This is a genomic window from Pseudoprimorskyibacter insulae, assembly GCF_900302505.1.
GTDB classification, from domain to species: Bacteria; Pseudomonadota; Alphaproteobacteria; order Rhodobacterales; family Rhodobacteraceae; genus Pseudoprimorskyibacter; species Pseudoprimorskyibacter insulae.
In genome coordinates this window covers 1-22,978 of the sequence record NZ_OMOJ01000020.1, presented here as the reverse complement: position 1 = coordinate 22,978, position 22,978 = coordinate 1, and the positions used below count along the sequence as shown (strand labels likewise).

At 59.0% G+C, this 22,978-nt stretch carries 27 protein-coding genes; 9 read left to right on the top strand and 18 right to left on the bottom strand.

Going from position 1 to position 22,978, the window contains the following annotated elements:
• Positions 1-259 precede the first annotated feature (259 nt).
• The 4 genes from PRI8871_RS19460 (at position 260) to aat (ending at position 3,204) form a co-directional block, all read left to right on the top strand.
• On the top strand, positions 260-640 hold the full coding sequence (locus PRI8871_RS19460) for a hypothetical protein (RefSeq protein WP_146188717.1): 381 nt from the start codon (positions 260-262) through the stop codon (positions 638-640).
• A gap of 63 nt (positions 641-703) precedes the next feature.
• Positions 704-1,195: an acetyl-CoA carboxylase biotin carboxyl carrier protein gene (accB, locus tag PRI8871_RS19310; protein ID WP_108887808.1), complete on the top strand. Its 492-nt coding sequence runs from the start codon at positions 704-706 to the stop codon at positions 1,193-1,195.
• A gap of 7 nt (positions 1,196-1,202) precedes the next feature.
• Entirely contained in the window at positions 1,203-2,555 is a 1,353-nt protein-coding gene (gene accC, locus PRI8871_RS19305) for an acetyl-CoA carboxylase biotin carboxylase subunit (protein WP_108887807.1), read from the top strand.
• A 7-nt stretch (positions 2,556-2,562) separates the two neighbouring features.
• On the top strand, positions 2,563-3,204 hold the full coding sequence (aat, locus tag PRI8871_RS19300) for a leucyl/phenylalanyl-tRNA--protein transferase (protein ID WP_108887806.1): 642 nt from the start codon (positions 2,563-2,565) through the stop codon (positions 3,202-3,204).
• Here the strand turns inward: aat and PRI8871_RS19295 are convergent.
• The 18 genes from PRI8871_RS19295 to PRI8871_RS19210 all read right to left on the bottom strand — a co-directional run bounded on the left by PRI8871_RS19295 (position 3,168) and on the right by PRI8871_RS19210 (position 18,233).
• Entirely contained in the window at positions 3,168-3,527 is a 360-nt protein-coding gene (locus PRI8871_RS19295) for a DUF2155 domain-containing protein (protein WP_108887805.1), read from the bottom strand. The genes aat and PRI8871_RS19295 overlap by 37 nt on opposite strands.
• Positions 3,524-3,979: an outer membrane lipid asymmetry maintenance protein MlaD gene (mlaD, locus tag PRI8871_RS19290; protein ID WP_108887804.1), complete on the bottom strand. Its 456-nt coding sequence runs from the start codon at positions 3,977-3,979 to the stop codon at positions 3,524-3,526. The genes PRI8871_RS19295 and mlaD overlap by 4 nt, the downstream gene beginning before the upstream one ends.
• Positions 3,980-4,363, bottom strand: a complete 384-nt coding sequence (locus PRI8871_RS19285) for an NADH:ubiquinone oxidoreductase subunit NDUFA12 (RefSeq protein WP_108887803.1) — start codon at positions 4,361-4,363, stop codon at positions 3,980-3,982.
• A gap of 80 nt (positions 4,364-4,443) precedes the next feature.
• Positions 4,444-4,803, bottom strand: coding sequence for a RidA family protein (locus tag PRI8871_RS19280; RefSeq protein WP_108887802.1), 360 nt, complete (start codon positions 4,801-4,803; stop codon positions 4,444-4,446).
• Between the two features lie 142 nt (positions 4,804-4,945).
• Positions 4,946-6,211, bottom strand: coding sequence for an ATP-dependent Clp protease ATP-binding subunit ClpX (clpX, locus tag PRI8871_RS19275; protein WP_108887801.1), 1,266 nt, complete (start codon positions 6,209-6,211; stop codon positions 4,946-4,948).
• 165 nt (positions 6,212-6,376) lie between these two features.
• Positions 6,377-7,000 (bottom strand): ATP-dependent Clp protease proteolytic subunit, encoded by a 624-nt coding sequence (locus tag PRI8871_RS19270; RefSeq protein ID WP_108887800.1) that lies wholly within the window; start codon positions 6,998-7,000, stop codon positions 6,377-6,379.
• A 93-nt stretch (positions 7,001-7,093) separates the two neighbouring features.
• Positions 7,094-8,047, bottom strand: a complete 954-nt coding sequence (locus tag PRI8871_RS19265) for a cation diffusion facilitator family transporter (RefSeq protein WP_108887799.1) — start codon at positions 8,045-8,047, stop codon at positions 7,094-7,096.
• Between the two features lie 131 nt (positions 8,048-8,178).
• Entirely contained in the window at positions 8,179-9,447 is a 1,269-nt protein-coding gene (locus PRI8871_RS19260; RefSeq protein ID WP_108887798.1) for an NAD(P)/FAD-dependent oxidoreductase, read from the bottom strand.
• A gap of 130 nt (positions 9,448-9,577) precedes the next feature.
• Entirely contained in the window at positions 9,578-10,291 is a 714-nt protein-coding gene (locus tag PRI8871_RS19255; protein WP_108887797.1) for a c-type cytochrome, read from the bottom strand.
• A 4-nt stretch (positions 10,292-10,295) separates the two neighbouring features.
• Positions 10,296-11,486: a c-type cytochrome gene (locus tag PRI8871_RS19250; protein WP_108887796.1), complete on the bottom strand. Its 1,191-nt coding sequence runs from the start codon at positions 11,484-11,486 to the stop codon at positions 10,296-10,298.
• On the bottom strand, positions 11,470-12,753 hold the full coding sequence (soxC, locus tag PRI8871_RS19245) for a sulfite dehydrogenase (RefSeq protein ID WP_108887795.1): 1,284 nt from the start codon (positions 12,751-12,753) through the stop codon (positions 11,470-11,472). Before soxC ends, PRI8871_RS19250 begins: the two co-directional genes overlap by 17 nt.
• Positions 12,754-12,786: 33 nt before the next feature.
• Entirely contained in the window at positions 12,787-14,484 is a 1,698-nt protein-coding gene (soxB, locus tag PRI8871_RS19240) for a thiosulfohydrolase SoxB (RefSeq protein WP_108887794.1), read from the bottom strand.
• 99 nt (positions 14,485-14,583) lie between these two features.
• Entirely contained in the window at positions 14,584-15,435 is an 852-nt protein-coding gene (soxA, locus tag PRI8871_RS19235) for a sulfur oxidation c-type cytochrome SoxA (protein ID WP_108887793.1), read from the bottom strand.
• A 59-nt stretch (positions 15,436-15,494) separates the two neighbouring features.
• Positions 15,495-15,821 carry a thiosulfate oxidation carrier complex protein SoxZ gene (gene soxZ, locus PRI8871_RS19230; RefSeq protein ID WP_108887792.1) on the bottom strand — a complete coding sequence of 109 codons (327 nt, stop codon included), beginning with the start codon at positions 15,819-15,821 and terminating at the stop codon, positions 15,495-15,497.
• Positions 15,822-15,840: 19 nt separating this feature from the next.
• Positions 15,841-16,257 (bottom strand): thiosulfate oxidation carrier protein SoxY, encoded by a 417-nt coding sequence (gene soxY, locus PRI8871_RS19225; RefSeq protein ID WP_108887791.1) that lies wholly within the window; start codon positions 16,255-16,257, stop codon positions 15,841-15,843.
• Positions 16,258-16,286: 29 nt separating this feature from the next.
• Positions 16,287-16,760, bottom strand: a complete 474-nt coding sequence (soxX, locus tag PRI8871_RS19220) for a sulfur oxidation c-type cytochrome SoxX (RefSeq protein WP_108887790.1) — start codon at positions 16,758-16,760, stop codon at positions 16,287-16,289.
• Positions 16,761-16,892: 132 nt separating this feature from the next.
• The gene (locus PRI8871_RS19215; RefSeq protein WP_108887789.1) at positions 16,893-17,471 is read right to left on the bottom strand and encodes a thioredoxin family protein; all 579 of its coding nucleotides are present in this window, start codon (positions 17,469-17,471) and stop codon (positions 16,893-16,895) included.
• 24 nt (positions 17,472-17,495) lie between these two features.
• Positions 17,496-18,233, bottom strand: coding sequence for a cytochrome c biogenesis CcdA family protein (locus tag PRI8871_RS19210; protein ID WP_108887788.1), 738 nt, complete (start codon positions 18,231-18,233; stop codon positions 17,496-17,498).
• Between the two features lie 74 nt (positions 18,234-18,307).
• On the opposite strand from PRI8871_RS19210, the gene PRI8871_RS19205 reads away from it, so the two are divergent.
• The 5 genes from PRI8871_RS19205 to PRI8871_RS19185 form a co-directional block, all read left to right on the top strand.
• A complete protein-coding gene (locus tag PRI8871_RS19205) occupies positions 18,308-18,697 on the top strand; it encodes a thioredoxin fold domain-containing protein (RefSeq protein ID WP_108887787.1) in 390 nt (129 codons plus the stop codon).
• Between the two features lie 44 nt (positions 18,698-18,741).
• Positions 18,742-19,053 carry an ArsR/SmtB family transcription factor gene (locus tag PRI8871_RS19200; RefSeq protein WP_306418464.1) on the top strand — a complete coding sequence of 104 codons (312 nt, stop codon included), beginning with the start codon at positions 18,742-18,744 and terminating at the stop codon, positions 19,051-19,053.
• A gap of 78 nt (positions 19,054-19,131) precedes the next feature.
• Positions 19,132-20,190: a YeeE/YedE family protein gene (locus tag PRI8871_RS19195; RefSeq protein ID WP_108887785.1), complete on the top strand. Its 1,059-nt coding sequence runs from the start codon at positions 19,132-19,134 to the stop codon at positions 20,188-20,190.
• 45 nt (positions 20,191-20,235) lie between these two features.
• On the top strand, positions 20,236-21,384 hold the full coding sequence (locus tag PRI8871_RS19190) for an alpha-hydroxy acid oxidase (protein WP_108887810.1): 1,149 nt from the start codon (positions 20,236-20,238) through the stop codon (positions 21,382-21,384).
• A gap of 114 nt (positions 21,385-21,498) precedes the next feature.
• Positions 21,499-22,978: ATP-binding protein (locus tag PRI8871_RS19185; RefSeq protein WP_146188716.1), on the top strand; the 1,480-nt coding region annotated here is incomplete at its 3' end.

The following is a 22,978-nucleotide window of genomic DNA, read 5'->3' as shown; positions in this document are numbered from 1 at the left end:
CTCGGGCAAAATCATGCGCCGCATCCTGCGCAAAATCGCCGAAAACGACTACGGCGCTCTCGGAGACACCTCCACCCTCGCAGACCCTTCCGTCGTCGATGACCTCATCGATAACAGAATGAACCGCTGAGTGGTCGGACATTAAGAAACGGGCCGGATTTTCCGGCCCGTTTTCTTTTGCAGCGGCAATTTACGGTTTGTTAAGGGCGCAAGCCTAATCATTCCACTGGGTCGGGGCGATGCAGGATGAGTCGCTTCAATGTCTGATTTTAACACCCATCTGCGCCCTCAGGCGCTGATGTCCGCACCGCTACAACCGCGCCCGCAGATCCAAGGCGTCGCCAGGGTTCCCCCAGTTACCCAAACTCAGGCGTCAGACCTGCCACTGAAACGGCCAGCACAGGAACTATCCCCTCTGGTCCTGCGACAACAAATGGAGAACCAAACCGCCCCACCATCTGTGATGCAATTGACCATCAGCGCGTTTTTGAATCGACCACAACCCGTATCCCAACCGACAACGACACAGGATTTGACGATTGGGGTTGAAACGTCGCATGATCAATACGATCTGCCGTTGTCAGAGGGCGCAGAGGAACCCGGATTCCAACGGGTTTTGCACAACGAGGGCTTGTCCTGATGGCCATTCCCGCCGTAGAGAGACCCTCGACCATTAGTCGCAGGCAAACCGGGCGAGGATCGCATGACCAACAAAACTCACGAAGCCGACGTGGCATTCATTCAGGCTCTGGCCGAATTGCTGCGCGAAAACGACCTGACAGAACTTCAGGTAAAGCGCGAGTACGGCGAAGACGATAGCCTGTCTGTGACCGTCAGCCGCGCAATGGCAGCCGCCCCTGTGGCCGTGGCAGTACCCGCACAAGCCGCGGTGGCCCCCGCCGCCGCGCCGGCAGCCGCCGCAGCCCCCGTCGTGGCAGCAACCGACGATCCAGCCTCACACCCTGGCGCGGTGACATCGCCGATGGTTGGCACCATTTACATGCAAGCCGAACCCGGCGCAGCAGCCTTTATCAAAGTCGGCGACAGCGTTTCAGAAGGTGACACGCTTCTAATCGTTGAAGCAATGAAAACGATGAACCACATTCCGGCGCCCAAATCCGGTACGGTCAAGCGCATCCTGGTTGAGGATGGCTCGCCCGTGGAATATGGCGCTCCGCTCGTTATCCTCGAGTGAGGCTGACATGTTCGACAAAATCCTAATCGCCAACCGTGGCGAGATCGCGCTGCGGGTCATCCGCGCGTGTCGCGAAATGGGCATCGCAAGTGTCGCGGTTCACTCAACGGCCGACTCGGACGCGATGCACGTGCGTATGGCAGATGAAACCATCTGCATCGGCCCGCCGCAAAGCGCAAACAGCTACCTGTCGTTCCCAGCGATCATTTCGGCCTGCGAAGTCACGGGTGCGCAAGCGATTCATCCCGGTTACGGCTTTCTGTCTGAAAACGCTCGATTTGTTCAGATCGTAGAAGACCACGGGCTGACCTTTATCGGCCCAACCGCTGAACACATTCGCATCATGGGTGACAAGATCACCGCCAAGGACACGATGAAGGCACTTGGCGTGCCCTGTGTCCCGGGGTCCGATGGTGGCGTTCCGACGCTGGAAGACGCGCTAAAGATTGGCGAAGAAATCGGCTATCCCGTCATCATCAAAGCAACTGCCGGCGGTGGTGGTCGCGGCATGAAGGTCGCAAAGTCCGCCAAGGAAATGGAAAAAGCCTTCCGCACCGCACGCGCCGAAGGCAAAGCCGCCTTCGGCAATGACGAAGTCTACATCGAAAAGTACCTGACCACGCCGCGCCACATCGAAATTCAGGTGTTTGGCGATGGCAAGGGCAAAGCCGTACATCTAGGTGAGCGGGATTGTTCCTTGCAGCGCCGTCACCAGAAAGTGCTGGAGGAGGCCCCCGGCCCCTGCATCACCGAGGAAGAACGTACACGGATCGGTAAGATTTGTGCCGACGCTGTGGCCAAGATCAACTACACCGGTGCGGGCACGATCGAATTCCTCTATGAAAATGGCGAGTTCTATTTCATCGAAATGAACACCCGCCTTCAGGTGGAACACCCGGTGACTGAAGCGATCTATGGCGTCGATCTGGTGCGCGAACAAATCCGCGTCGCCTCGGGAATGCCGCTGTCGTTCTCGCAGGAAGATCTGGTTCAGAGCGGCCACTCCATCGAAGTGCGGATCAATGCTGAAAAATTGCCGAACTTTTCGCCCTGCCCCGGCCGGATCACGCATTACCATGCGCCGGGCGGTCTGGGTGTTCGGATGGATTCGGCGCTTTATGACGGCTATACGATCCCGCCCTATTACGACAGCCTGATTGCCAAGCTGATCGTGCATGGCCGCGATCGGCCCGAAGCCTTGGCGCGTCTGAACCGCGCCTTGGGTGAGCTGATCGTTGACGGCGTCGATACGACTGTCCCATTGTTCCATGCCCTGATGCAGGAACCGGATATTCACTCCGGTGCCTACAACATCCACTGGCTGGAAAAATGGCTGGAGCAGGCCAAGGAACAAGGCTGATCCCTGCATGACCGAATTGACGCCTGAGATCATTCTGGCGGCATATCGCGCAGGGGTCTTCCCCATGTCTGATCATAGGGACGACCCAGAGGTCTTCTGGGTCGAACCCCGCTTTCGCGGCGTGATCCCCCTTCAGGGGTTTCACATCAGCCGCAGCCTTGCCCGGCGATTGCGCCGGGACGAATTCACCATCACGCTGAACACGGCCTTCGACGCAGTCATGGACGGCTGCGCCGCCCGCGACCGTACGTGGATCAACGCACCCATCCGCGACGTCTTCAACAGCCTGCACGCGATGGGACACAGCCATTCGCTAGAAGTCTGGGCCCAAGACGGCAGATTGGCCGGCGGCATCTACGGGCTGGCCATCGGCGGCGCCTTCTTCGGCGAAAGCATGTTCTCACGCCAAACCGACGCCTCCAAAGTGGCGCTGGCGTGGATGGTCACCCATTTGCGCGGCTGCGGCTTCCAACTGTTCGACACACAATTCCTGACAGACCACCTTGCATCCCTTGGGGCCAAGGAAATCCCTCGGAAACGCTATCTGGGACGTCTTGCTATTGCGTTAACGGTCGATGCATCAATCAGCGGCCAGCCCCTGCCCGACAGCGGTCAGATGGTCGTGCAGCGCAATACCCAAACGTCATAGCGCGCGTGGTCCATGGCGCTTAGGGCTGGCGAGGATGCAATCATCCAGCCGGAAAAGACCGGGGCCTCTTGCCCCACTTCGGTGATTTCCAAAAACGCATATGCGTCGCCCGATGGGTTACCCTCTGGGAAACGGCAATCGGTCATCACGATCTCGATGCGCCCAAAGGTCATTCGGGCATTGGTCGGCAGGTCCAGATCGGTGACCTTGCCGGTCACTTTGTCCAGCGCCCGCAGGATCGCCCCAGTGCCATGCGACACTTGTTCCTGGGCGGCGGCGGGAACGGCCAGCAGTGCGGCGCAAAGGGCTGCACGCAGTCTCATTTCGGTGCTCCGTCGCCAGACACAAATTTCAGCAGCAGCGAAATCAGACTAACCGCGCCTTGGGTGTCCATGATTTCATCACCGGATTCAAAGTTGAACGGTGATCCGCCCGGAGAAATCTCAACAAAATTCCCGCCCAAAAGCCCCTCAGAGGCAATGACGACCGCGCTGTCATCAGGAATGACAATGCCATCAATAATGTTGAGCGTTGTATCGGCGCGGAAGGTTTCCGGGTTCAGCGCCAACCCCGTCACGGTGCCAATTTTCACACCGCCAAGGCGGACATCGGTGCCAACGCTAACCCCTTCAACCGACCGGAAACTGGCGGTCAAAGGGTAGCCATCAGTGCCGAAATTCAGCCCAGTGGTCTGGATGGCATAGGCCCCAAACCCCACGGCCACTGCCAAGACAGCGGCCCCTACCAGCGCTTCGGTGGTGTGGGAGGCAGCCATTTATTCCGGCGACCACGCCTCGTAGTCGCGGCGATCTGCGGGGGATTCCCGGCGGATCGACCCGGCGGGCGCATAGGCCAGCGCGGAACCGGTCATGTTTTCAACATGCGGCTTTTCCCAAGGCTTGTGCGCCATCGGAGTCTCGGTCGGGGCGTCTTTGAACGTGTGATGTAGCCAGCCGTGCCAATCAGCGCCAATGCGCGAGGCTTCGACTTCACCATTGTAGATAACCCAACGGCGCTTGCCGTCTTTGGTCTGATAGAAGATGTTGCCCTGCTCATCTTCGCCGACTTTCACGCCGTGACGCGCGGTATAAATCTGCGTGTTGAGCGTCTGCCCATTCCACCAGGTGAAGGCGCGAAGAACGTTGTTCAGAATGCCCATGGACGACTCCTCTCAATCTCTGGTTCGTATATGGCGCAAGCGCTGGCAAAGGTCCAGTGCTCGCGCCTGCGTCAAAGGGCTTAGCGGGCCAATGCCGTCAATTCGATTTCAATCCGATACTTATCGTCGATCAAACCGCATTCCACCATGGTCGCCGCAGGCGGGTTTGCCCCGAAGGTTTCCGACAGGATGGGCCAGCAAAGCTCAAACTCAGCGCGGTCGGGCAGATAATAGTTAACGCGCACTGCATCCTCAAAGCCCACGCCAGCCTCAGCCAGCGCCTTGCCGATGACGTCCAGCGCGGACTTGCACTGCTCTACCACGGTATCGCCTTGGCCAACTGTGCCCGCTACATGCACGAAACCGCCCGCCACAACGGCGCGGCAATACCCGATTTTGGGTTCGAACGGGCTTCCGGTTGAGATGCGTTTGATCGTCATTTGCGTATCCTTGATCGCATGTTTCGGACCTGTCTTTAGGCAGGTGCTGCATTCCTGTCCAGACGGGTTACGATGCACCGCGCCCAAGAAAAACGCCCGCCTTCGTTAGAAGACGGGCGTTCGCATTTAATCCCAGCGAAGGTTAACCAGCGGTTGCCGGCTCCTTGGCTTGATCGGCATAGATCATCAGCGGCGCGGCGTCGGAAATGACGGCTTCGTCATTCACCACGACTTCTTCGACCTCATCCATACCCGGCAGTTCGAACATCGTGTCCAGAAGGATATCTTCAAGGATCGAACGCAGGCCGCGTGCACCTGTTTTGCGTTCAATCGCACGCTTGGCGATGGATTTCAGCGCATCTTCGGTGAAGGTCAGCTTGACGTCTTCCAGTTCGAACAGGCGCTGATACTGCTTGACCAGCGCGTTTTTCGGCGCGGTCAGGATGGTGATCAGCGCTTCTTGGTCCAGATCTTCCAGCGTTGCCAGAACCGGCAAACGGCCAACGAATTCCGGGATCAGGCCGAACTTCAGCAGATCTTCGGGTTCCAGATCCTTAAAGATCTCACCCACGCCGCGTTCATCATTGTCACGCACATCCGCGCCAAAGCCCATGGCCGAACCCTTGCCGCGCTGCGCGATGATCCGGTCAAGGCCCGCAAAGGCACCGCCGCAGATGAACAGGATGTTGGTCGTGTCGACTTGCAGGAATTCCTGCTGCGGATGCTTGCGCCCGCCCTGCGGCGGAACCGAGGCAACCGTGCCTTCCATCAGCTTCAGCAATGCCTGCTGCACGCCTTCGCCCGACACATCGCGGGTGATCGACGGGTTTTCAGACTTGCGCGTGATCTTATCGACCTCATCGATGTAGACGATGCCGCGCTGTGCACGTTCAACGTTGTATTCAGAGGCCTGCAACAGTTTCAGGATGATGTTTTCCACGTCCTCGCCCACGTAACCGGCTTCGGTCAGCGTGGTGGCATCGGCCATGGTAAAGGGCACATCCAGTATACGCGCCAGGGTCTGCGCCAGCAGTGTCTTACCGCAACCGGTCGGGCCGATCAGCAGGATGTTCGACTTGGCCAATTCGATATCGTTGGCCTTCTGGCTGTGGTTCAAACGCTTGTAGTGGTTGTGCACGGCCACCGACAAAACGCGTTTCGCCACGGACTGCCCGATGACGTAATCATCGAGAACCTGACAGATTTCTTTCGGGGTCGGGACGCCGTCCGAGGATTTAAGGCCAGCGCCTTTCGTCTCTTCTCGGATGATATCCATACACAGCTCGACGCATTCGTCGCAGATGAATACCGTCGGGCCTGCGATCAGCTTGCGCACCTCGTGCTGGCTCTTGCCGCAGAAGCTGCAGTAGAGGGTGTTTTTGCTGTCACCGCCAGAATTCGTCGCCATTCGTGCACCTTTCAGGCTTGTAATTTTCCTGCTGCGGGATGCGATTGCCCTCCTGAAAAGACATCTGAACCGCTTGTTTGGATCAGCTTAGGCCAGCCATCCAAGAGGGACAATCGCAAAATTCATGCCGTTTCCGGCAGTCGCAGCAGTTTTTGGACTTACTGCTTAGTCTTCGACCTTCACGCGGTTTTCCACGATCTCATCGATATGGCCCCATTCTACCGCTTCTTCGGGCGACATGAAGTTGTCGCGTTCCAGATCGTTCAGAACCTGTTCAGCGTCGCGGCCCGTGTGTTTCACGTAGATGCCGATCAGCTTGTCTTTGATCTTTTGGGTTTCGCGCGCGTGAATCATGATATCCGTCGCCTGACCCTGATACCCGCCCGACGGCTGGTGCACCATGATGCGGCTGTTCGGCAGCGAGAAGCGCATGCCTTTTTCACCGCCGACCGACAACACCGACCCCATCGAGGCGGCCTGACCGATGACCAGCGTCGACACCTTCGGCTTGATGTACTGCATCGTGTCATAGATCGACAGGCCCGAGGTCACGACACCGCCGGGGCTGTTGATGTACATCGAGATTTCCTTGGACGGGTTTTCCGCCTCAAGGTGCAGCAGCTGGGCAACGATCAGCGACGACATCCCGTCATGGATCGGGCCGTTCACGAAGATGATGCGTTCCTTCAGCAGACGCGAGAAAATGTCATACGCCCGTTCACCGCGGCTTGTCTGTTCGACCACCATGGGAACCAGTGTGCTATTATACGTTTCGAAGATATCCGTCATGTCCGCCTGCCCTGAGTACTTTAGAAGATCCGTAGCGTTTTAGTCTTAATGGATTCTTAGTGTCGCCCCTTGGGGGCCGCAAGGGGCCGAGCGTTATTTGCCGTGATGCGCCACCAGATTGATCGGGTTGTGTTGATGGCCGCCCGCCCCGATCAAAGGCGCATCAACGCAGGAATGACGGGTGCATTCGACCTCTATCGTCATGTGATCTATGCCGAATTCCGTATGCAGCCGAGCCTTCAGATCGGCCTTGATGGCGTCGGCCTGCCCCCAATGCCCTTCGGACACGACAACGTGAGCCAGAAGGCCAACCTTGCGTTCATCGATCAGCCAGATATGCGCATTATGGACGCCCTGCACCCCGTTCGTCTGTTGGATACGGTGAAGAACTGCGTCTGCGTCCAATCCGTCCGGGGCGCCAAGCATCAAGATTCGGATCACGCTGCCGATCTCGGAAAAGGCCATCCACAGGATATAGCCCGCGATCAGAACGGTGACGGCGGGGTCGACCCATGTCCAGCCGAACAGGATAATCACTGTCCCGGCAAAGATCACCGCCACGGACCCCAGCGCATCGGCCACGTTATGCATAAAGGCGGCACGAATGTTCACGCTGTCCTTGGCCATCGAATAGGTCAGCGCCGCCGTCACCAAATCAATCACCAGCGCAAGACCGGCGATAATAACAACCATCCAACCGGCCACCGGTTCAGGTGCCAAGAACCGCATCCCCGCCTCATAGAGCAGGTAAAGCCCGATCACGATCAGCGTTGTGTAGTTGATCAGCGCGGCCACCACCTCAGCGCGGGCGTAGCCAAAGCTCATGCGGGCATCGGCCGGGCGCTTGGCGATCCGGCGGGCAACGGTTGCGATCACCAGCGACATCGCGTCCGAAAAATTGTGCAGCGCATCCGCGATCATCGCCAGACTGCCCGAAACAATCCCCCCGATGATCTGCGCAACCGTCAGCAAGAGATTCACCGCAATCGCCAAGGACAAACGCCCTTCGCCACCGTGGTGATGATGATGGTGATGATCGTGCGGCATGGCGGGCTCCTGTCGGCGCGGCGCAAGACCTGCGCAAACCGATTGAACGCCCCTTTGCAGCAAAAGAAAACCCCGCCTGAACGGCGGGGTGAGGTGCATCGGTTCTCCGACGTGATTTATTGCTGAAACGCTTAGCCGAACATGTCGGCGGTGATACCTTCGTACCAGCCAACCGATTCCTCATAGGTGGTTTTGCGCATCGCGGCATCTTCGCCCGTCTGGCTGATGAACCCATCGACCTTGGCGATCTTTTCATCCGTCGCCTCATAGGTCGCGCCGACCTTCACACCGTCATCGGTGTCAATCAGCGACCAACAGGTGTTGGAGAACTTCGCCGGGAAGACACGGCTTCCCGTCAGCGCCCCGCGCACGGCCATGGCCGCGACCTTGGCCTGACTATTGGCCGAGAAGCCCGATTTCGGCATGTCGCCTTGGCTGGTTGCATCGCCCAGAACGTGGATATTCTCATCCACACGGCTTTGCATGGTGTGACCGGACACAGGCGCCCAGTTGCCTTCGGTGATGTCTGCCAGTTCGCAGATACGGCCCGCCTTCATCGCGGGGATCACGTTGACCACATCGGCCTTGATCACCTCACCGTCCAGATTGACCGTCATCTCATCGGGATTGACCTCGACGTTGGCACCGCCGAAATCGGGGCCGATCCGCTCGATCATGCCTGCGTAATGGGTATTCCAGCCCTCTTCAAACAGACCCTGTTTTGAGAACTTTTCTTTCGGGTCAGCGATGATGATCTTGGCGGTCGGGTTTTCGGCCTTCAGCTTATGCGCCACCATCGAAATCCGCTCGTAGGGGCCGGGCGGGCAGCGGTAGGGGTTCGGCGGCGCGACCATGACATAAGTCCCGCCCTGCGGCATCGCCTCGATCTGGGCCTTCAGCAGCTCGCTTTGCGACCCAGCCTTATAGGCATGCGGCATCTTGTTTTGGGCCAGTGTGCTCCAACCCGGTACGGCTCCATCGACGAAGTCAATGCCGGGGCTGAGGATCAGGCGGTCGTAGGGAACGCTGCCGCCCCCGGCAAGGCTGACCGTCTTGGCGTCGCGGTCAATCCCTATCGCCCAATCATGCACGACGTTGATCCCGTATTCCGAGGCAAGCGTGCCATAGCTGTGCGCGATGCTGGACAGATCACGGAACCCGCCGATGTAGAGGTTCGAAAAGAAACAGGTGTAATAGGTGCGCGTCGGTTCAATCAGGACGACGTCAATCTCGCCCTTGCTGTCCTTGGCGATATAGCGCGCAGCGGTTGCACCGCCTGCCCCGCCACCAACGACGACAACGCGGGGTTTGCCGTGGCTGGCCCCCATCACCATTGGCGCACTAAGCGTCGCCCCTGCGGCCACGCTGGCACCGATAAAGGCCCGTCTGTTCAATGTCATAGCAACTTCCTCCCTTTGGTAAATGGTTTGCCCGGAATTGGGCAGGAACAAGCCTTTTCCCCCGTTTTATCTTTTGCGCGGCACGGCTGGCCGAACGGGTGGATGGCGGCTTGTCAGCCGATAGATCTGGTCACTCAAGCTCCTTGAAATAGGCGGCCAAGGCAGCGATCTCCTCATCGCTGAGGCGGCCCGCCATCATCTGCATCACCGGATGCGGTCGGATCTTGCGCTTGTAGGCATGCATCGCGATCACGAAGTCCTCCTCGGGCCAGCGCGTGATCGACGGAATGCCTTTGTCTGACCCGTCTTTCTGGTGGCAGGTCTGGCATTCGCTGGACAGGTATTCGCCGTAAGCCGGATCGCCGACAATCGCCAAGATCTCGGGCGGCAGTTCCACCTCGCGGGCGACCATGGTCGGCGCCGATTCCGGGATGTCCTGCGGGTTGGCCGAGAATTGGCGTAGGTAGGCCAGAACGTCATGCCGATCCTGCGGATCTTTCAGCCCGCGAAACGACATGCGCGTGCCCGACACCAGCGCCTTGGGGTTTTCCAAATAGGCATCCAGATGTTCCAGATCCCATTCCAGCCCATCAGCGGCGGCCCGTTCCAGACCTTTTGAGTAGAAGAACCCTTCCACCGAGGCCGGTTTACGCCCGTAGATCCCATTAAGATGAGGGCCAGTGCGATTTACCGCATTGGCCCCAACCTGATGGCATCCCGAACATTTCTTGTAGACCTGAGCACCACGCGTTGCGTCACCGATTTCCTCGGCCTGTTCCTCAGCCCAACCGGGGCTGGCATAGGCCGCCCCGATCAAGATCAATGTTCCAAGAATACGCTTCATTGGCTTACTGGAACTGCTTCAGGTATTCGATGACGGCATTCACGTCATCTTCCTTCTTCAGACCGGCAAAGGACATTTTGGTGCCCTTGGCATAGCCCTTGGGGTCCGCAAGGAAGGCGGCCAGCGTGTCGTGATCCCATGCGCCGCCCATTTCGGACAGAACCTTGGAGTATTTGAACCCGTCCATGCCACCAATTGCACGGCCCAGAATGCCGTTCAGTTCAGGGCCAGTGCGGTTCTTGGCGCCATCACCAACCTGGTGACATGCTTTACACTTCTTGAAGACCTTCTCGCCTGCTTCGGCCAGCGCCATGTCAATGGCTGCGGCGGGTGCGGCTGCCGGGGCGTCTGCTGCGGGCTGTTCGGCTGCGGGCGCTTCTTCGGCGGCGGCAACCTGAACCTCAGCGGCGGGCGCATCGGCAGCGGCTTCATCCTCGCCGACCTCATCCGGGGTCACATCGAGAACGGTGGCCTTCATGGTGATCTTCACCTCATCCTTACAGTTTTCCATGCAAGGCGTGTCGGTCCAGAAATGCGCCTCAGCGGTTTCACGGTCATCCACGATAAACCCGTTTGCGTTGGGCATTTCCACATCCATGAAGGTTTCATTCGACAGAACGAAATCTTCATCCACCAAGTCGTTGGAATACAGGATGTATGCCGTAATCGCATAGACTTCGTCATCGCTCAGGCTTTGGGCGTTGCCAAAGGGCATCGAGCGGCGCACGTAGTCAAACGTGGTCGACAGATAGGGCCAGTACGAACCAACGGTTTTCAGCGGGTCGTCGCGGTCCAGCGTATCCTGACCACCGGCCAGCTTGGGCCAGTTGCCAGCCCCTTCGGCAAAGTCGCCATGGCAGACGGCGCAGTTTTCCGCGAACACCTCATCGCCGGTCCAAACGTCACCCGATCCAACGGGCAGGTTGCGACCGTCGGGGGCGATATCCAGATCCCACGCTGCCACTTCTTCGGGCAATGCCGGGCGGCCAAGGCCGAACTTGCCCTCTTGGGCAACTTCCTGCGCGATGGCGGCCGCGATAAACAGGCTGTCCATGTTGGAGGGCGCTTCGTGGTCGATCAAATCCGCCTGTTTCGGCAGGGGCACGACAGTCCGATCGGCAAAGTTATGCGCCGCAGTCAGCACCACAGCCGTCGCGACGGCAGCGCCGCCGAATAGATTAAGAGACTTCGACATTTTCTGCCTCCCCGTTCGTTTTGACATGCCAGGTCTGGATGCAGTTGTTGTGATAGATCGAGTTCAGGCCGCGCGTTTCGCGCAGCTGTGCCTTGGTCGGCTGGACGTAGCCGGAATCGTCGCGGGCACGCGACTGAACCAGCATGTCTTCGCCGTTCCATTCGGTATCGAGATAGAACCGGGTCAGGGCCATCTTTTCACCGGGTTTGGCAAGGCGGGCCTGCGTCCAGGTCTTGCCGCCGTCGATCGACACATCGACGCCAGTGATCGCGCCGCGGCCAGACCAAGCCAGACCGGTGATCACCAGCGGGCCATGTCCGTGCGTGATGGGGGCCTGCGGGCTGGGCGAGGTGACAACCGATTTGGCGTCCATGATCCACGTCCACTTGCGGCTGGTGCCGTCTTCAAGCGTGTCCGTGTATTTCGAGGTTTCTTCGCGGCTTTCCACGGCGTGGTCGGTCACTTCGATGCGGCGCAGCCACTTGACCCACATGTTGCCTTCCCAACCGGGAACAACCAGTCGGACGGGGTAACCATGTTCGCGCCGCAGCGCTTCGCCATTGGCCTTGAACGCGACCAGAACGTCGTCCAGCGCCTTTTCCATCGGGATCGAACGGCCGTTCGACGAGGCGTCTGCGCCTTCGACATAGACCCATTTGTCGGTGAAATCACCGGCCGCGCCAAGGCCCGCTTCGTTCAGAAGCGTGCGGAGCGGAACGCCGGTGTATTCCATGTTGTGGATCATACCATGGGTGAATTGTGCGCCGTTCAGCTGAGCACCGGCCCATTCCATGCCCGTGTTTGCTGCGCATTCACAGAAATACACGTGGTTTTCGCGCGGGAAACGCTCCAGATCGGCATAGGTAAAGACCAGCGGCTGATCGACCAAACCATTGATCATCAGGCGATAGTCATCTTTCTTCAGCGTGATCGCGCCCGAGTGGTGACGCTCAAACGCGCAGCCCTGCGGGGTGATCGTACCGTCCAGCGCGTGGATCGGCGTGAAGTTGATCGAGCTGATGGGATCGGCGGTCAACCACGGCACGTTGCGGCGAATGACATCGCCTTCAAATTCAATCGGCAGGCCATAGGGGACTTCGTCCACGCCATGGCCCAGACCGTTGGCCCAATCCTGCACTTCGGTGATCAGCGGGTCGGGCCCGGCAGCGCGGGCGACCGTACCAGCCACCGCACCGGCACCGACAGCCGCCGCGCCCGTCAGAAACTGACGGCGGGATGCGCTCATGCCCTTCTTGTCTTTCGTCATCTCTGGTTCCTCCAGTATTGTGGGGCGGGGCGCTTAGGCGCCGACCACCTCGACGCTCGTGTTCGGGGCGACGGTGATCGTGCCCTGCTTGCGGATGTGATTTTCAACCACATCCCAGATCGCGGGGCCTTCCGTGCCCTCATTGACCGAGGCCCAACCGGCGACCACGTAAGTCTTGGCAGGATCGATCTTCTCGCCGGTTTTCAGCAGAGTCATTTCGCTGATGCGACTGCCCTGCGGCTTGGTGATATCAATGCGATAACCCATGCCACCGATGCGCACCATGTCGCCGCCCTGCTGATAATAGGGGTCAGGGTTGAACAGGTTGTCAGCCACGTCTTCCAAGATGACATGGATGAATTCACCCGTCATTTCAGTGCGGTAGGCGTTTGGATAGGTCATGGAGGTCACGTTGAAGATATCTTCGCGCGTGATTTCCTGCCCCGGCAGGATCGACGGCCCCCAACGCACGCCCGGCGACATGGCGATGTCGGCCTCACGCTCGGTCAGAAGGGCGTCGCAGATCAGATCATCCCACGAGCCGTTGAAGTTACCGCGGCGATAGAGCAGGCTTTCGGTCTTGCCGATCACTTCGCTCATCTCTGCCTCATAGGGGGCGCGCTGTTCGTCGATGATCTGGGTGATCACAGGATCGGGCGCGATCACATCCGAGAAGATCGGGATCAGCTTGTGGCGAATGCCCATCATGCGGCCATCGCGGATATCCAGATCGACGCGGCTGACGAATTTCCCGTTCGAACCCGACGCAATGATGAAGGTGTTTTCCACCTGAACCGGTTCGGGAAGGGCGTCATGGGTGTGGCCCGACAGGATCACGTCGATGCCCTGCACCTTGGTCGCCATCTTTTTATCGACGTCAAAGCCGTTGTGGCTGAGGACGACCACACATTCGGCACCGGCGGCGCGGACCTCATCCACCATTTCCTGCATGCGTTCATCACGAATACCAAAGGCGTATTCGGGGAACATCCAGCCGGGGTTGGCGATGGGCATATAGGGGAAGGCCTGACCGATCACGGCAACCTTCACGCCGCCACGTTCAAAGAACTTGTAGGGCTTGAACAGCTCGGCGGGTTCGTCCCACTCGGCGTCAAAGATGTTCTGCGCCAGCGCCGCATAGGGCAGGCTTTCGACCAGTTCGTTGACCCGGTCGCTGCCAAGCGTGAATTCCCAGTGGAAGGTCATCGCATCGGGCTTCAACGCATTCATCACGTTGACCATGTCCTGGCCTTGCGTGTGGAAGCAGGTGTACGACCCGTGCCAGGTATCCCCACCATCCAGCAGCAGCGCATCAGGACGTGCGGCGCGGATTGAGTTGATGACGGTGGAAACGCGGTCGAGGCCGCCCACCCGGCCATAGGTCTGGGCCAGCGAGGTGAAATCGTTGTAGCTCAGGGCGTAAGCCGAGGGCGACCCATCTGCCACGCCATAAAGTTTGCGGAAATCGGCACCGGTGATGTGCGGCACATGCCCGCGATTGTCGCCAACGCCAAGATTGATTTCCGGTTCGCGGAAATAGATCGGCTTTAGCTGCGCATGAATGTCCGTGATATGGATCAGCGTCAGATTGCCATAGGTGTCAAACTGCAAAAGTTGATCCTGTGTCAGGCCTTGCTGTGCGGCCAGTCTGGCCCAATTGCCAAAGCCCGACGCGCCGACCATTGCCGAGGCTGCCATAGACACCTGAAGAAAATCGCGTCTTGAGATCATGGGAGGGTTCTCTCAGATATTTGCGACACACATGCGCATGTGTGAATGGGTTAAAACGAAGAGACCCCGCGTCAGCCATGCCGACGCGGGGTCTTTTGATTAGTTGCGAACCGACGGGCCTTCGACCGACAGGCCGTTGCCACGCGATGCGACGTAGAGTTCCAGAGCGATAAACTCGGGCGAACCTTCTTTGTAGGTCTCGGCGCGGGTATCACGCACGCAACCTTTAAAGCGGTTGTGCACACCGTTCAGCTTGGCGTTTTTCAGACGGTAGGCCGGGAAGGCGTTGATCTGACCTTGGCTGAGGTGGTCGGCACGGATGTAGTTGCCGTAGTTCTGCTCGTGGCAGTTGGCGCAAGACAATTCCAGCTGACCGGTCCGGGTGTAGTAGAGTTCTTTACCCAGTTCCCAAGTCGACTGTGCCGGGCCATCGATGGCCACGTTCATCGGCATGCCGCGCGACACTGACGACAGCAACGCATCCATATTCACAGCGTCGCCACCGTCATATTTCCACGCGTCCGCGCCCATGCGGTTGGTGCGGCAATCGTTCATCTGCATGGTCAGCGTGCGAACTTCGCCCGCTTCTTCGTTCCACTTGGGATAAACGGCCTTTACGCCAGCCATGTCTTCCGGCTCACCGTGGCAAGACGCGCAGGACTTGCCTTCGGTTCCTTCGACGGCTGCCCATGCTTCGCGTGCCTGATCCACAAAGATCATACCCGGATTGTCGAAGTCATCCATTTGCATGGCGCGTGTGCCTTCGTCGCGGAACTTCCACCCCGAGAACACTTCGTCAACGCTGCCTTCAAGATGTGCCGCAGCTGCGGTTTGCGTTACGATTTCCAGATCGCCATTCACAACCAGTTGGTCGTCCGTCGCCTCAGCCATCGCCAGAGGTGCGGCAGCGATCAGAGCGGCGGTAACAGCCGCTAGTGCCTTGATTTTCATTTGGTTCCCTCCCTGAAACACGCCCTGCCCCCGGATTGAGGACAGGGGGTGCCGCCTAATCAGACGGCGATCGCCTTGGAGTCTTCGTAAACCGAACCGTCATCGTCGTACCAAGTGAACTTGAAGTCACCTGCTTCGTTTACGGTCGCGTTGAATTCGAAGTACGGGTTGGTCGAGATCGCAGCTTCCATCGTGATGTCCACGACGCTCGCGCCGTTGAATTCACAGGTGAATCGGTTGATGATCGACCGCGGAATGACGTTGCCGTTGCCATCTTTGCGCTGACCCGATTCCATCGGGTGGCTGATGAGCGTTTTGATCGTCACGCTTTCCCCTGCAGAGGCAGACTTCGGGACTTTGACGCGGGGTTTAACACCAGATGCCATATTGAGTGTCTCCTCTGAATTAGCCGCCGCAGCCGCCGATGGTGACCTTTACGGTCTTCGACGCGCGGGCGAATGAACCGTCTGCCAGCTTGGCAACGGCGATGACGTCTTGCGTGCCAGCCAGACGAATACGCGTGCTGGCGGACTGCGACCCGGCAAGCGGGCCAAAGTTGAAGGTGGCCACACCCGGTGTCGGGTTGCCAGCGGCCAGCAGCAGGATGGCAGTTGCCCCCGGCGCCGACACTTCGACCGGAACGGTGTTGCCGTTCTCGGCGATTTCAGGTGCGATCAGGTCGATGCCTGCGTCGCCCAGAGCAGCGCCGCCGGTGAATTCGTTGATCTTATCTTCTGCCGCGGCATTCGCACGGAACGGCAGAACGGTCATCAGAGCAGCACCGGCACCCAGTGCCAATGTCTCGCGACGCGTAAAGTCCATGGTTGGTCTCCTTGATTAGGATTCGGAGGTCAGTCCTTCAGGGTCAGCAGGAACGCGACCACATCTTCGATGTCTTGCGCCGACAACAGCGGGGACAACTCGCCCTGAGCCGCCTTGCCGGTGTACGCATCACCTGGGCGAATGAACCCGGTGGTTTTGTAAAAGGCCGGCATGACAGAGTCTTCGAACGTCATCTTGGCGTTTGCCACGATGCCGCGCAGTTCTTCTGCCGTCCGATAGCCGCCCACGCCATCCAGCATTGGGCCGACTTCACCGTGGAACGGCGCATCATTGAGCGCGGTCACGGCGTGGCATGCAATGCAGTTGCCCTGCGACTTGTCAGCCATAATCTTGCCGCCGTTGACGGGATCGCCCGCAACGCCGGTCAACGATGCTGCGACGGCACCGTATTCATCATACTGGACGTCTCCCGGAGTAACCGGTTCGGCGAGTGCCGACCCTGCTACAAGAGCGGCGGCCACTGTCATTGCGGTAAGCCTCATAATCCCTCCCTAGGCTCTGCGGTCCATCGGACCTTCGGCTACTGAATACCGTAGTCTACCGACCCATCTGAACGCAACAACAAATTCACAGACATGAATTGTTGATTGGAAACTTTATTTCCTATTGCGGACTTATTCGGTACGACCATTGCTGCGCTCTTGGATGCGGCGGGCGTGGTATCTTTGAAAATCTTCACCATTATCAAGGTCGTATCGCTTTTCCGCGACCCAGGTGAACATATCCAGCGTTGTGCCTTTACCAAAGGCTCCGGGCATAATAGCAACCGCTGCCTCAAGCGCGGATGTATCTTCGGATACTTCTTCTGGAAGAAAGATTATGTTCGGAGTGAACAGGACCCGCCACTTCTGCGCCAAGTCTTTTTCCGACAGCGACTCACCGTCGAAATCGATCACTTCTATGTCGCCGTGCAGGTTCAGCTGAACAGCAAAATAGTTGTCCTCGATGTACTGGCTGACCTCCGGGTCCGAGAACACCTCCTCGTGCATTTTCTTGCAGTAAATGCAGCCACGCTGTTCAAAAAACAGGACCAGACGTTTGCCCTCGGCATTCGCTTCGTCCAGATCTTCGCGCAGGTCTTTAAAGGTGTCGCGGAACCAAGGTTCCTTGTGCAGCCCGTCATCACCAATGGTCGCCGCCCAAACCGGCATTGCCAGCAAGGTCGCCGCTACGGCCCCTATCCATGCTTTCATGTGTCACTCCTCCCTGAAGTGAGGTCAGCCAAGATTTCCAAAACTCGGGAACCAGCGGATCATGGCGTCCGCGATCAGGTTCACGCTTCCGGTTGCGATGAGAACCGCAAACAGCAACAACATTCCGCCCATGACCTTCTCGGCATAGGCCAGATACTTCCGATTCCGGGCGGTCCAGCGCAGGAACGGGCCCGAGAATAGCGCGGCAATCACAAATGGCGCGGTCATCCCCAAACCGTAAACCAGCAACAGCAAACCGCCTTGCACCACATCGCCCATGCCGCTGGCCACCATCAGAATCGACGCCAATGCCGGGCCGACGCAGGGCGTCCAGCCAAAGCCAAACGCCAACCCCATCACATAGGCACCCCATACGCCTTTCGGCTCTGCCCCCGAATCCAGCCGCGCCTCTCGGTAGAGAAACGGGACTTTCACGATCCCAAGAAAGTGCAGCCCGAACACCGCGAGGATGGCCGCCGCAACATAGCTGAGCGGTTCTTGCCAATCAGCGAACAACCGGCCAACCGCCGTCGCCCCCATGCCCAGCAGCACGAAGATCGTTGTCACACCCAACGCAAAGAAGATCGACGACGCGATCAGACGCCGCTGCGCCCCCGGCGCGATTCCCGAATCGCTGCGCAGCTCGCTCATGGACAGTCCGGCCATGTAGCACAGGTAAAATGGCACCATCGGCAACACGCATGGCGTGAAGAAGCTCAGAATTCCGGCGAATGCCGCACCTGCAAAGGAAATATCTAGCATTCTGCCCCACTCGGGTTGAATAATTCACATATTCAGATTACGTTGTGCGACAAGCTTTCGTCAATTGGTGATCCATGCGCGCTACGCTTTTTGCATATGTTGCTACGGCATTCATGTCGGCCGGGGCGGCGCTGGCCGCGCCGCAATTGGTCATGGTCGAACAGCCGGGCTGCGCCTACTGCGCCGCATGGAACAAGGCGATTGCCCCCATCTACCCCAAAACACCTGAAGGGCAGTACGCCCCACTGGTCCGCGCCCAGATAAAAGACGGCCCGCCCGAAGGCATGACCTATGCGCGGCGGGTTTTGTTCACTCCGACGTTTATCCTAATTGACGACGGGCAAGAGTTGGACAGGATCGAAGGCTATCCCGGAGAAGACTTCTTCTGGGGGCTATTGGGCAAAATGCTTGAAAAACACAGCGGTTTTACCCTATCCGAGGGCGCAACCGGGTTATCGAATTAATCGGACGGAGCATTGCCATGGGATTGCCGGCAATTCACGAAGACATGAGCGACGACGAACTCGACAAAATTGTCGATAAGGCGACCATTGCGTCCTCATTCCTGAAGGCCATCAGCCACGAAGGCCGGCTCATGATCTTGTGCCATCTGGTCACGGGCGAAAAATCGGTAACTGAGCTGGAAGAATTGCTTTCGGCCCGGCAGGCCGCCGTGTCTCAGCAATTGTCGCGTTTGCGGCTGGAAGGTCTGGTTATCCCTCGCCGCGAAGGCAAGGCTATCTACTACAGACTGGCCGACGACAAACCGCAAAAAATGCTCGAATGTGTGTATGAGTTGTTCTGCAAAGAGGACGTTTGACGCACCGGCTTGCGATCCTGCGCAAACCACGCCATGCTGACATCTTAACCGGTTGGGCAGGAGGAGGCCCGGACGGAGATGTTGAACCTAATACCTGAACCTGCAATCGCGGCAATCTTAGGCTTGGGCGGCGGGATCCTGCTGGGTCTGGCTGCACGCTTGGGTCGTTTTTGCACCTTGGGCGCAATCGAGGATCTGCTTTATGGCGGGTCCGATACACGCATGCGCATGTGGGGCATCGCCATCGGAGTGGCGATCTTTGGCAGCTTCGCCCTCATGGCTACTGGCCTGCTGGTCGACACCTCCAGCTATTACCTGTCCATCCGTTGGATTCCCATGGCTTCGGTCATTGGCGGCCTGATGTTCGGCTATGGCATGGCCCTGTCCGGCAATTGCGGCTACGGCGCGATTGCGCGGCTTGGCGGCGGCGATTTGCGCAGCTTTGTCATTGTGCTGGTGCTTGGCGTGTCTGCCTACGTGGTTCTCTATGGCCCCCTCGCCCCGGTGCGCGCCTTCCTGTTCGATCAACAACCTGTTGAGGGCGAAATCCCCCCCGGCATTGCCCATTACATAAACGCATGGACGGGCATTTCCGTCCCGGCCATCGGCATGACCATCGGTCTTGCCATCCTACTGGGATCAGGCAGTTCGAGGGTCTTTTTGAAAAAGCGCAAAGAAGCGTTTTGGGCCGTCATGGTCGGCCTTTCGGTCGTCTCGGGCTGGGCGGGCACCACCTGGCTTGCCAACGCCGGATTTGACTCTCTGCCCGTCGTATCACACAGCTTTTCGGCCCCGGTCGGCGAAACCATCCTATGGTTCATGACCGGAAGCGCTCGGCCCATGTCCTTTGCTGTCGGCTCAATCGCGGGGGTCTGGACCGGCGCGTTCATGGGATCGCTGATCAAAGGGCATTTCCGCTGGGAAGCCTGCGAAGATCCGCGCGAATTGCGCCGCCAGATCCTTGGGGCCGCGATCATGGGCGCAGGCGCGGTCATCGCGCTTGGTTGCACGGTTGGGCAAGGCATCACAGCGTTTTCGGTGCTGGCAATCAGCGCCCCGGTCACCTTCGCCGCGATCTTGGCGGGGGCAGCCTTGGGCCTGCGTCAGTTGATCGAAGGATTTCAACCGGCCGAATGAAAATGCCTCTGGACAATGGTGCTGCGATGCAGAACCTATTTGTCCATGGATCTGCACAGCCGCTTCCCTTCTATCCACGACCTGCGTGTTCGCGCCCGGCGCCGAATACCGAAATTTGTTTGGGACTACCTAGACAGCGCCACCGGGACCGAGGCCACAATGCGCCGCAACCGCGCGATGCTGGACCGGGTCATGTTCACGCCGTCCATCCTGCACGGCGAATTCAAACCTGACCTAGGCACCACCCTGTTTGGCCGCTCCTATGACATTCCCGTCGGCATTGCCCCGGTCGGCATGTCCGGCCTGATGTGGCCTGACGCCGAACGGCTTTTGGCCAAAGCGGCCACCAAAGCGGGCCTGCCCTATGGCATTTCGACCGTGGCCACGCAAACGCCCGAAGACGTCGGCCCATGCCTTGATGGCAACGGTTGGTTTCAGATGTACCCGCCCCGCGACCCGGAAATCCGGCAGGATATGCTGGACCGGGCCAAACAGGCGGGCTTTTCCACGCTTGTCCTGACCGTGGATGTGCCGGTTGCCAGCCGCCGTGAACGGCAAGTGCGCTCTGGTCTGGTGCAGCCACCGCGCCTGACCCCGCGTCTGTTGGCGCAGGTCGCGATGCGTCCGGCGTGGGCACGCCAAATGGCCTTGCGCAAGCTGCCGCACATGAGAACTCTTGATCGCTACACCGAAAATGTGATCGCCCGAAATTCCACCGCCCATGTCGGATACCTGCTGCGCACCTCCCCCGATTGGGACTATGTGCAATGGCTGCGTGATGCGTGGGACGGTCCATTTGTCATCAAGGGCGTCCTCAACCCCGACGATGCCGTGCGACTGGAAGGTATGGGCGTCGATGCGATTTGGGTCTCGAACCACGCAGGCCGCCAATTTGACGCCGCGCTGTCATCCATCGAATGCCTGCCTGCGATCCGGGATGCCGTCACCTGCCCGATCATCATCGACAGCGGGTTTGAGGGCGGTTTGGACGTGCTGCGCGCCATGGCTTTAGGGGCGGATTTCGTCATGTTCGGGCGTGCCTTCCACTACGCCTTGGCGGCCCTGGGCGCAAAAGGCCCCGCGCATTTGATCGACATTCTACGCAAAGACATGGAAGCCAATATGGGCCAAATGGGTACTAAAACCCTGGCCGACTGCCGCGGGCGTGCTTTTTGGGACCCGCGTAGCGAGTAAAATGTAACAAACTCTTACCATCCGTAACAGTTAGCGCTATCAGAGCGTCAGCCTGTTGATGGTCTAGCCACCGACCAATACACCGATCCGCAAATTAACGTCAGGAACTCTGCCATGCCCGAATTCCAAAAGATCCTAGTTGCCAACCGTGGTGAGATTGCGATCCGCATCCTTCGCGCTGCGAACGAGATGGGAAAGAAGACCGTTGCCGTTTACGCTGAGGAGGACAAGCTTGGCCTCCACCGTTTCAAGGCGGATGAGGCGTATCGGATTGGGGCGGGGCTTGGGCCTGTTGCGGCGTATCTGAGCATTCCCGAGATCATCCGCGTGGCCAAGGAAAGCGGTGCGGATGCGATTCATCCGGGCTATGGTCTGTTGTCGGAAAACCCTGAATTTGTCGATGCTTGCGACGCGGCGGGCATCACCTTTATCGGCCCCAAGGCCGCGACCATGCGCAAGCTGGGCGACAAGGCCAGCGCGCGTAAAGTCGCGATTGAGGCGGGGGTTCCGGTCATTCCGGCGACCGAAGTTCTGGGCGACGATTGGGACGCCATCGCGCAAGAGGCCGAGGAAATCGGCTATCCGTTGATGCTGAAGGCCAGCTGGGGCGGCGGCGGCCGGGGCATGCGCCCGATCAACGGCCCCAAAGAGCTGAAGGAAAAGGTTCTGGAAGGTCGTCGTGAGGCCGAGGCCGCCTTTGGCAACGGCGAGGGATATCTGGAAAAGATGATCATCCGCGCCCGCCACGTCGAGGTGCAGATCCTTGGCGACAAGCAGGGCCATATCTATCACCTCTATGAGCGTGACTGTTCGGTCCAGCGCCGCAACCAGAAGGTCGTGGAACGCGCGCCCGCGCCGTATCTGTCCGAGGCGCAGCGCGAAGAGCTGTGCGAGCTCGGCCGCAAGATCTGCGCCCATGTGAACTATGAATGCGCCGGCACCGTCGAATTCCTGATGGATATGGAGACGGGCAAGTTCTACTTCATCGAAGTGAACCCACGCGTTCAGGTTGAACACACCGTCACCGAAGAGGTGACGGGCATCGACATCGTGCAGGCCCAGATCATGATCGCCGAGGGCAAATCACTGGCCGAGGCGACAGGCCGCGCCAGCCAGTATGACATTCGCCTGAACGGCCATGCGCTGCAAACGCGGATCACCACCGAAGACCCGACCAACAACTTTATCCCCGACTATGGCCGCATCACTGCGTACCGTTCGGCCACGGGCATGGGCATTCGTCTGGACGGCGGCACGGCCTATGCGGGCGGGGTGATCACCCGCTATTATGACTCGTTGCTGGTCAAGGTCACCGCCCACGCTCAGACGCCGGAAAAGGCGATTGCGCGCATGGACCGCGCATTGCGCGAATTCCGCATTCGCGGCGTTTCCACGAACATCGACTTCGTGATCAACCTGCTCAAGCACCCGACTTTCCTGACGAACCAGTACACCACCAAGTTCATTGACACGACGCCCGAGCTGTTCCAGTTCAAAAAGCGCCGTGACCGGGGCACCAAGGTGCTGACCTATATCGCGGATATCACGGTAAACGGGCACCCCGAGGTGCAGGGCCGCCCGCGCCCGGCCGAAG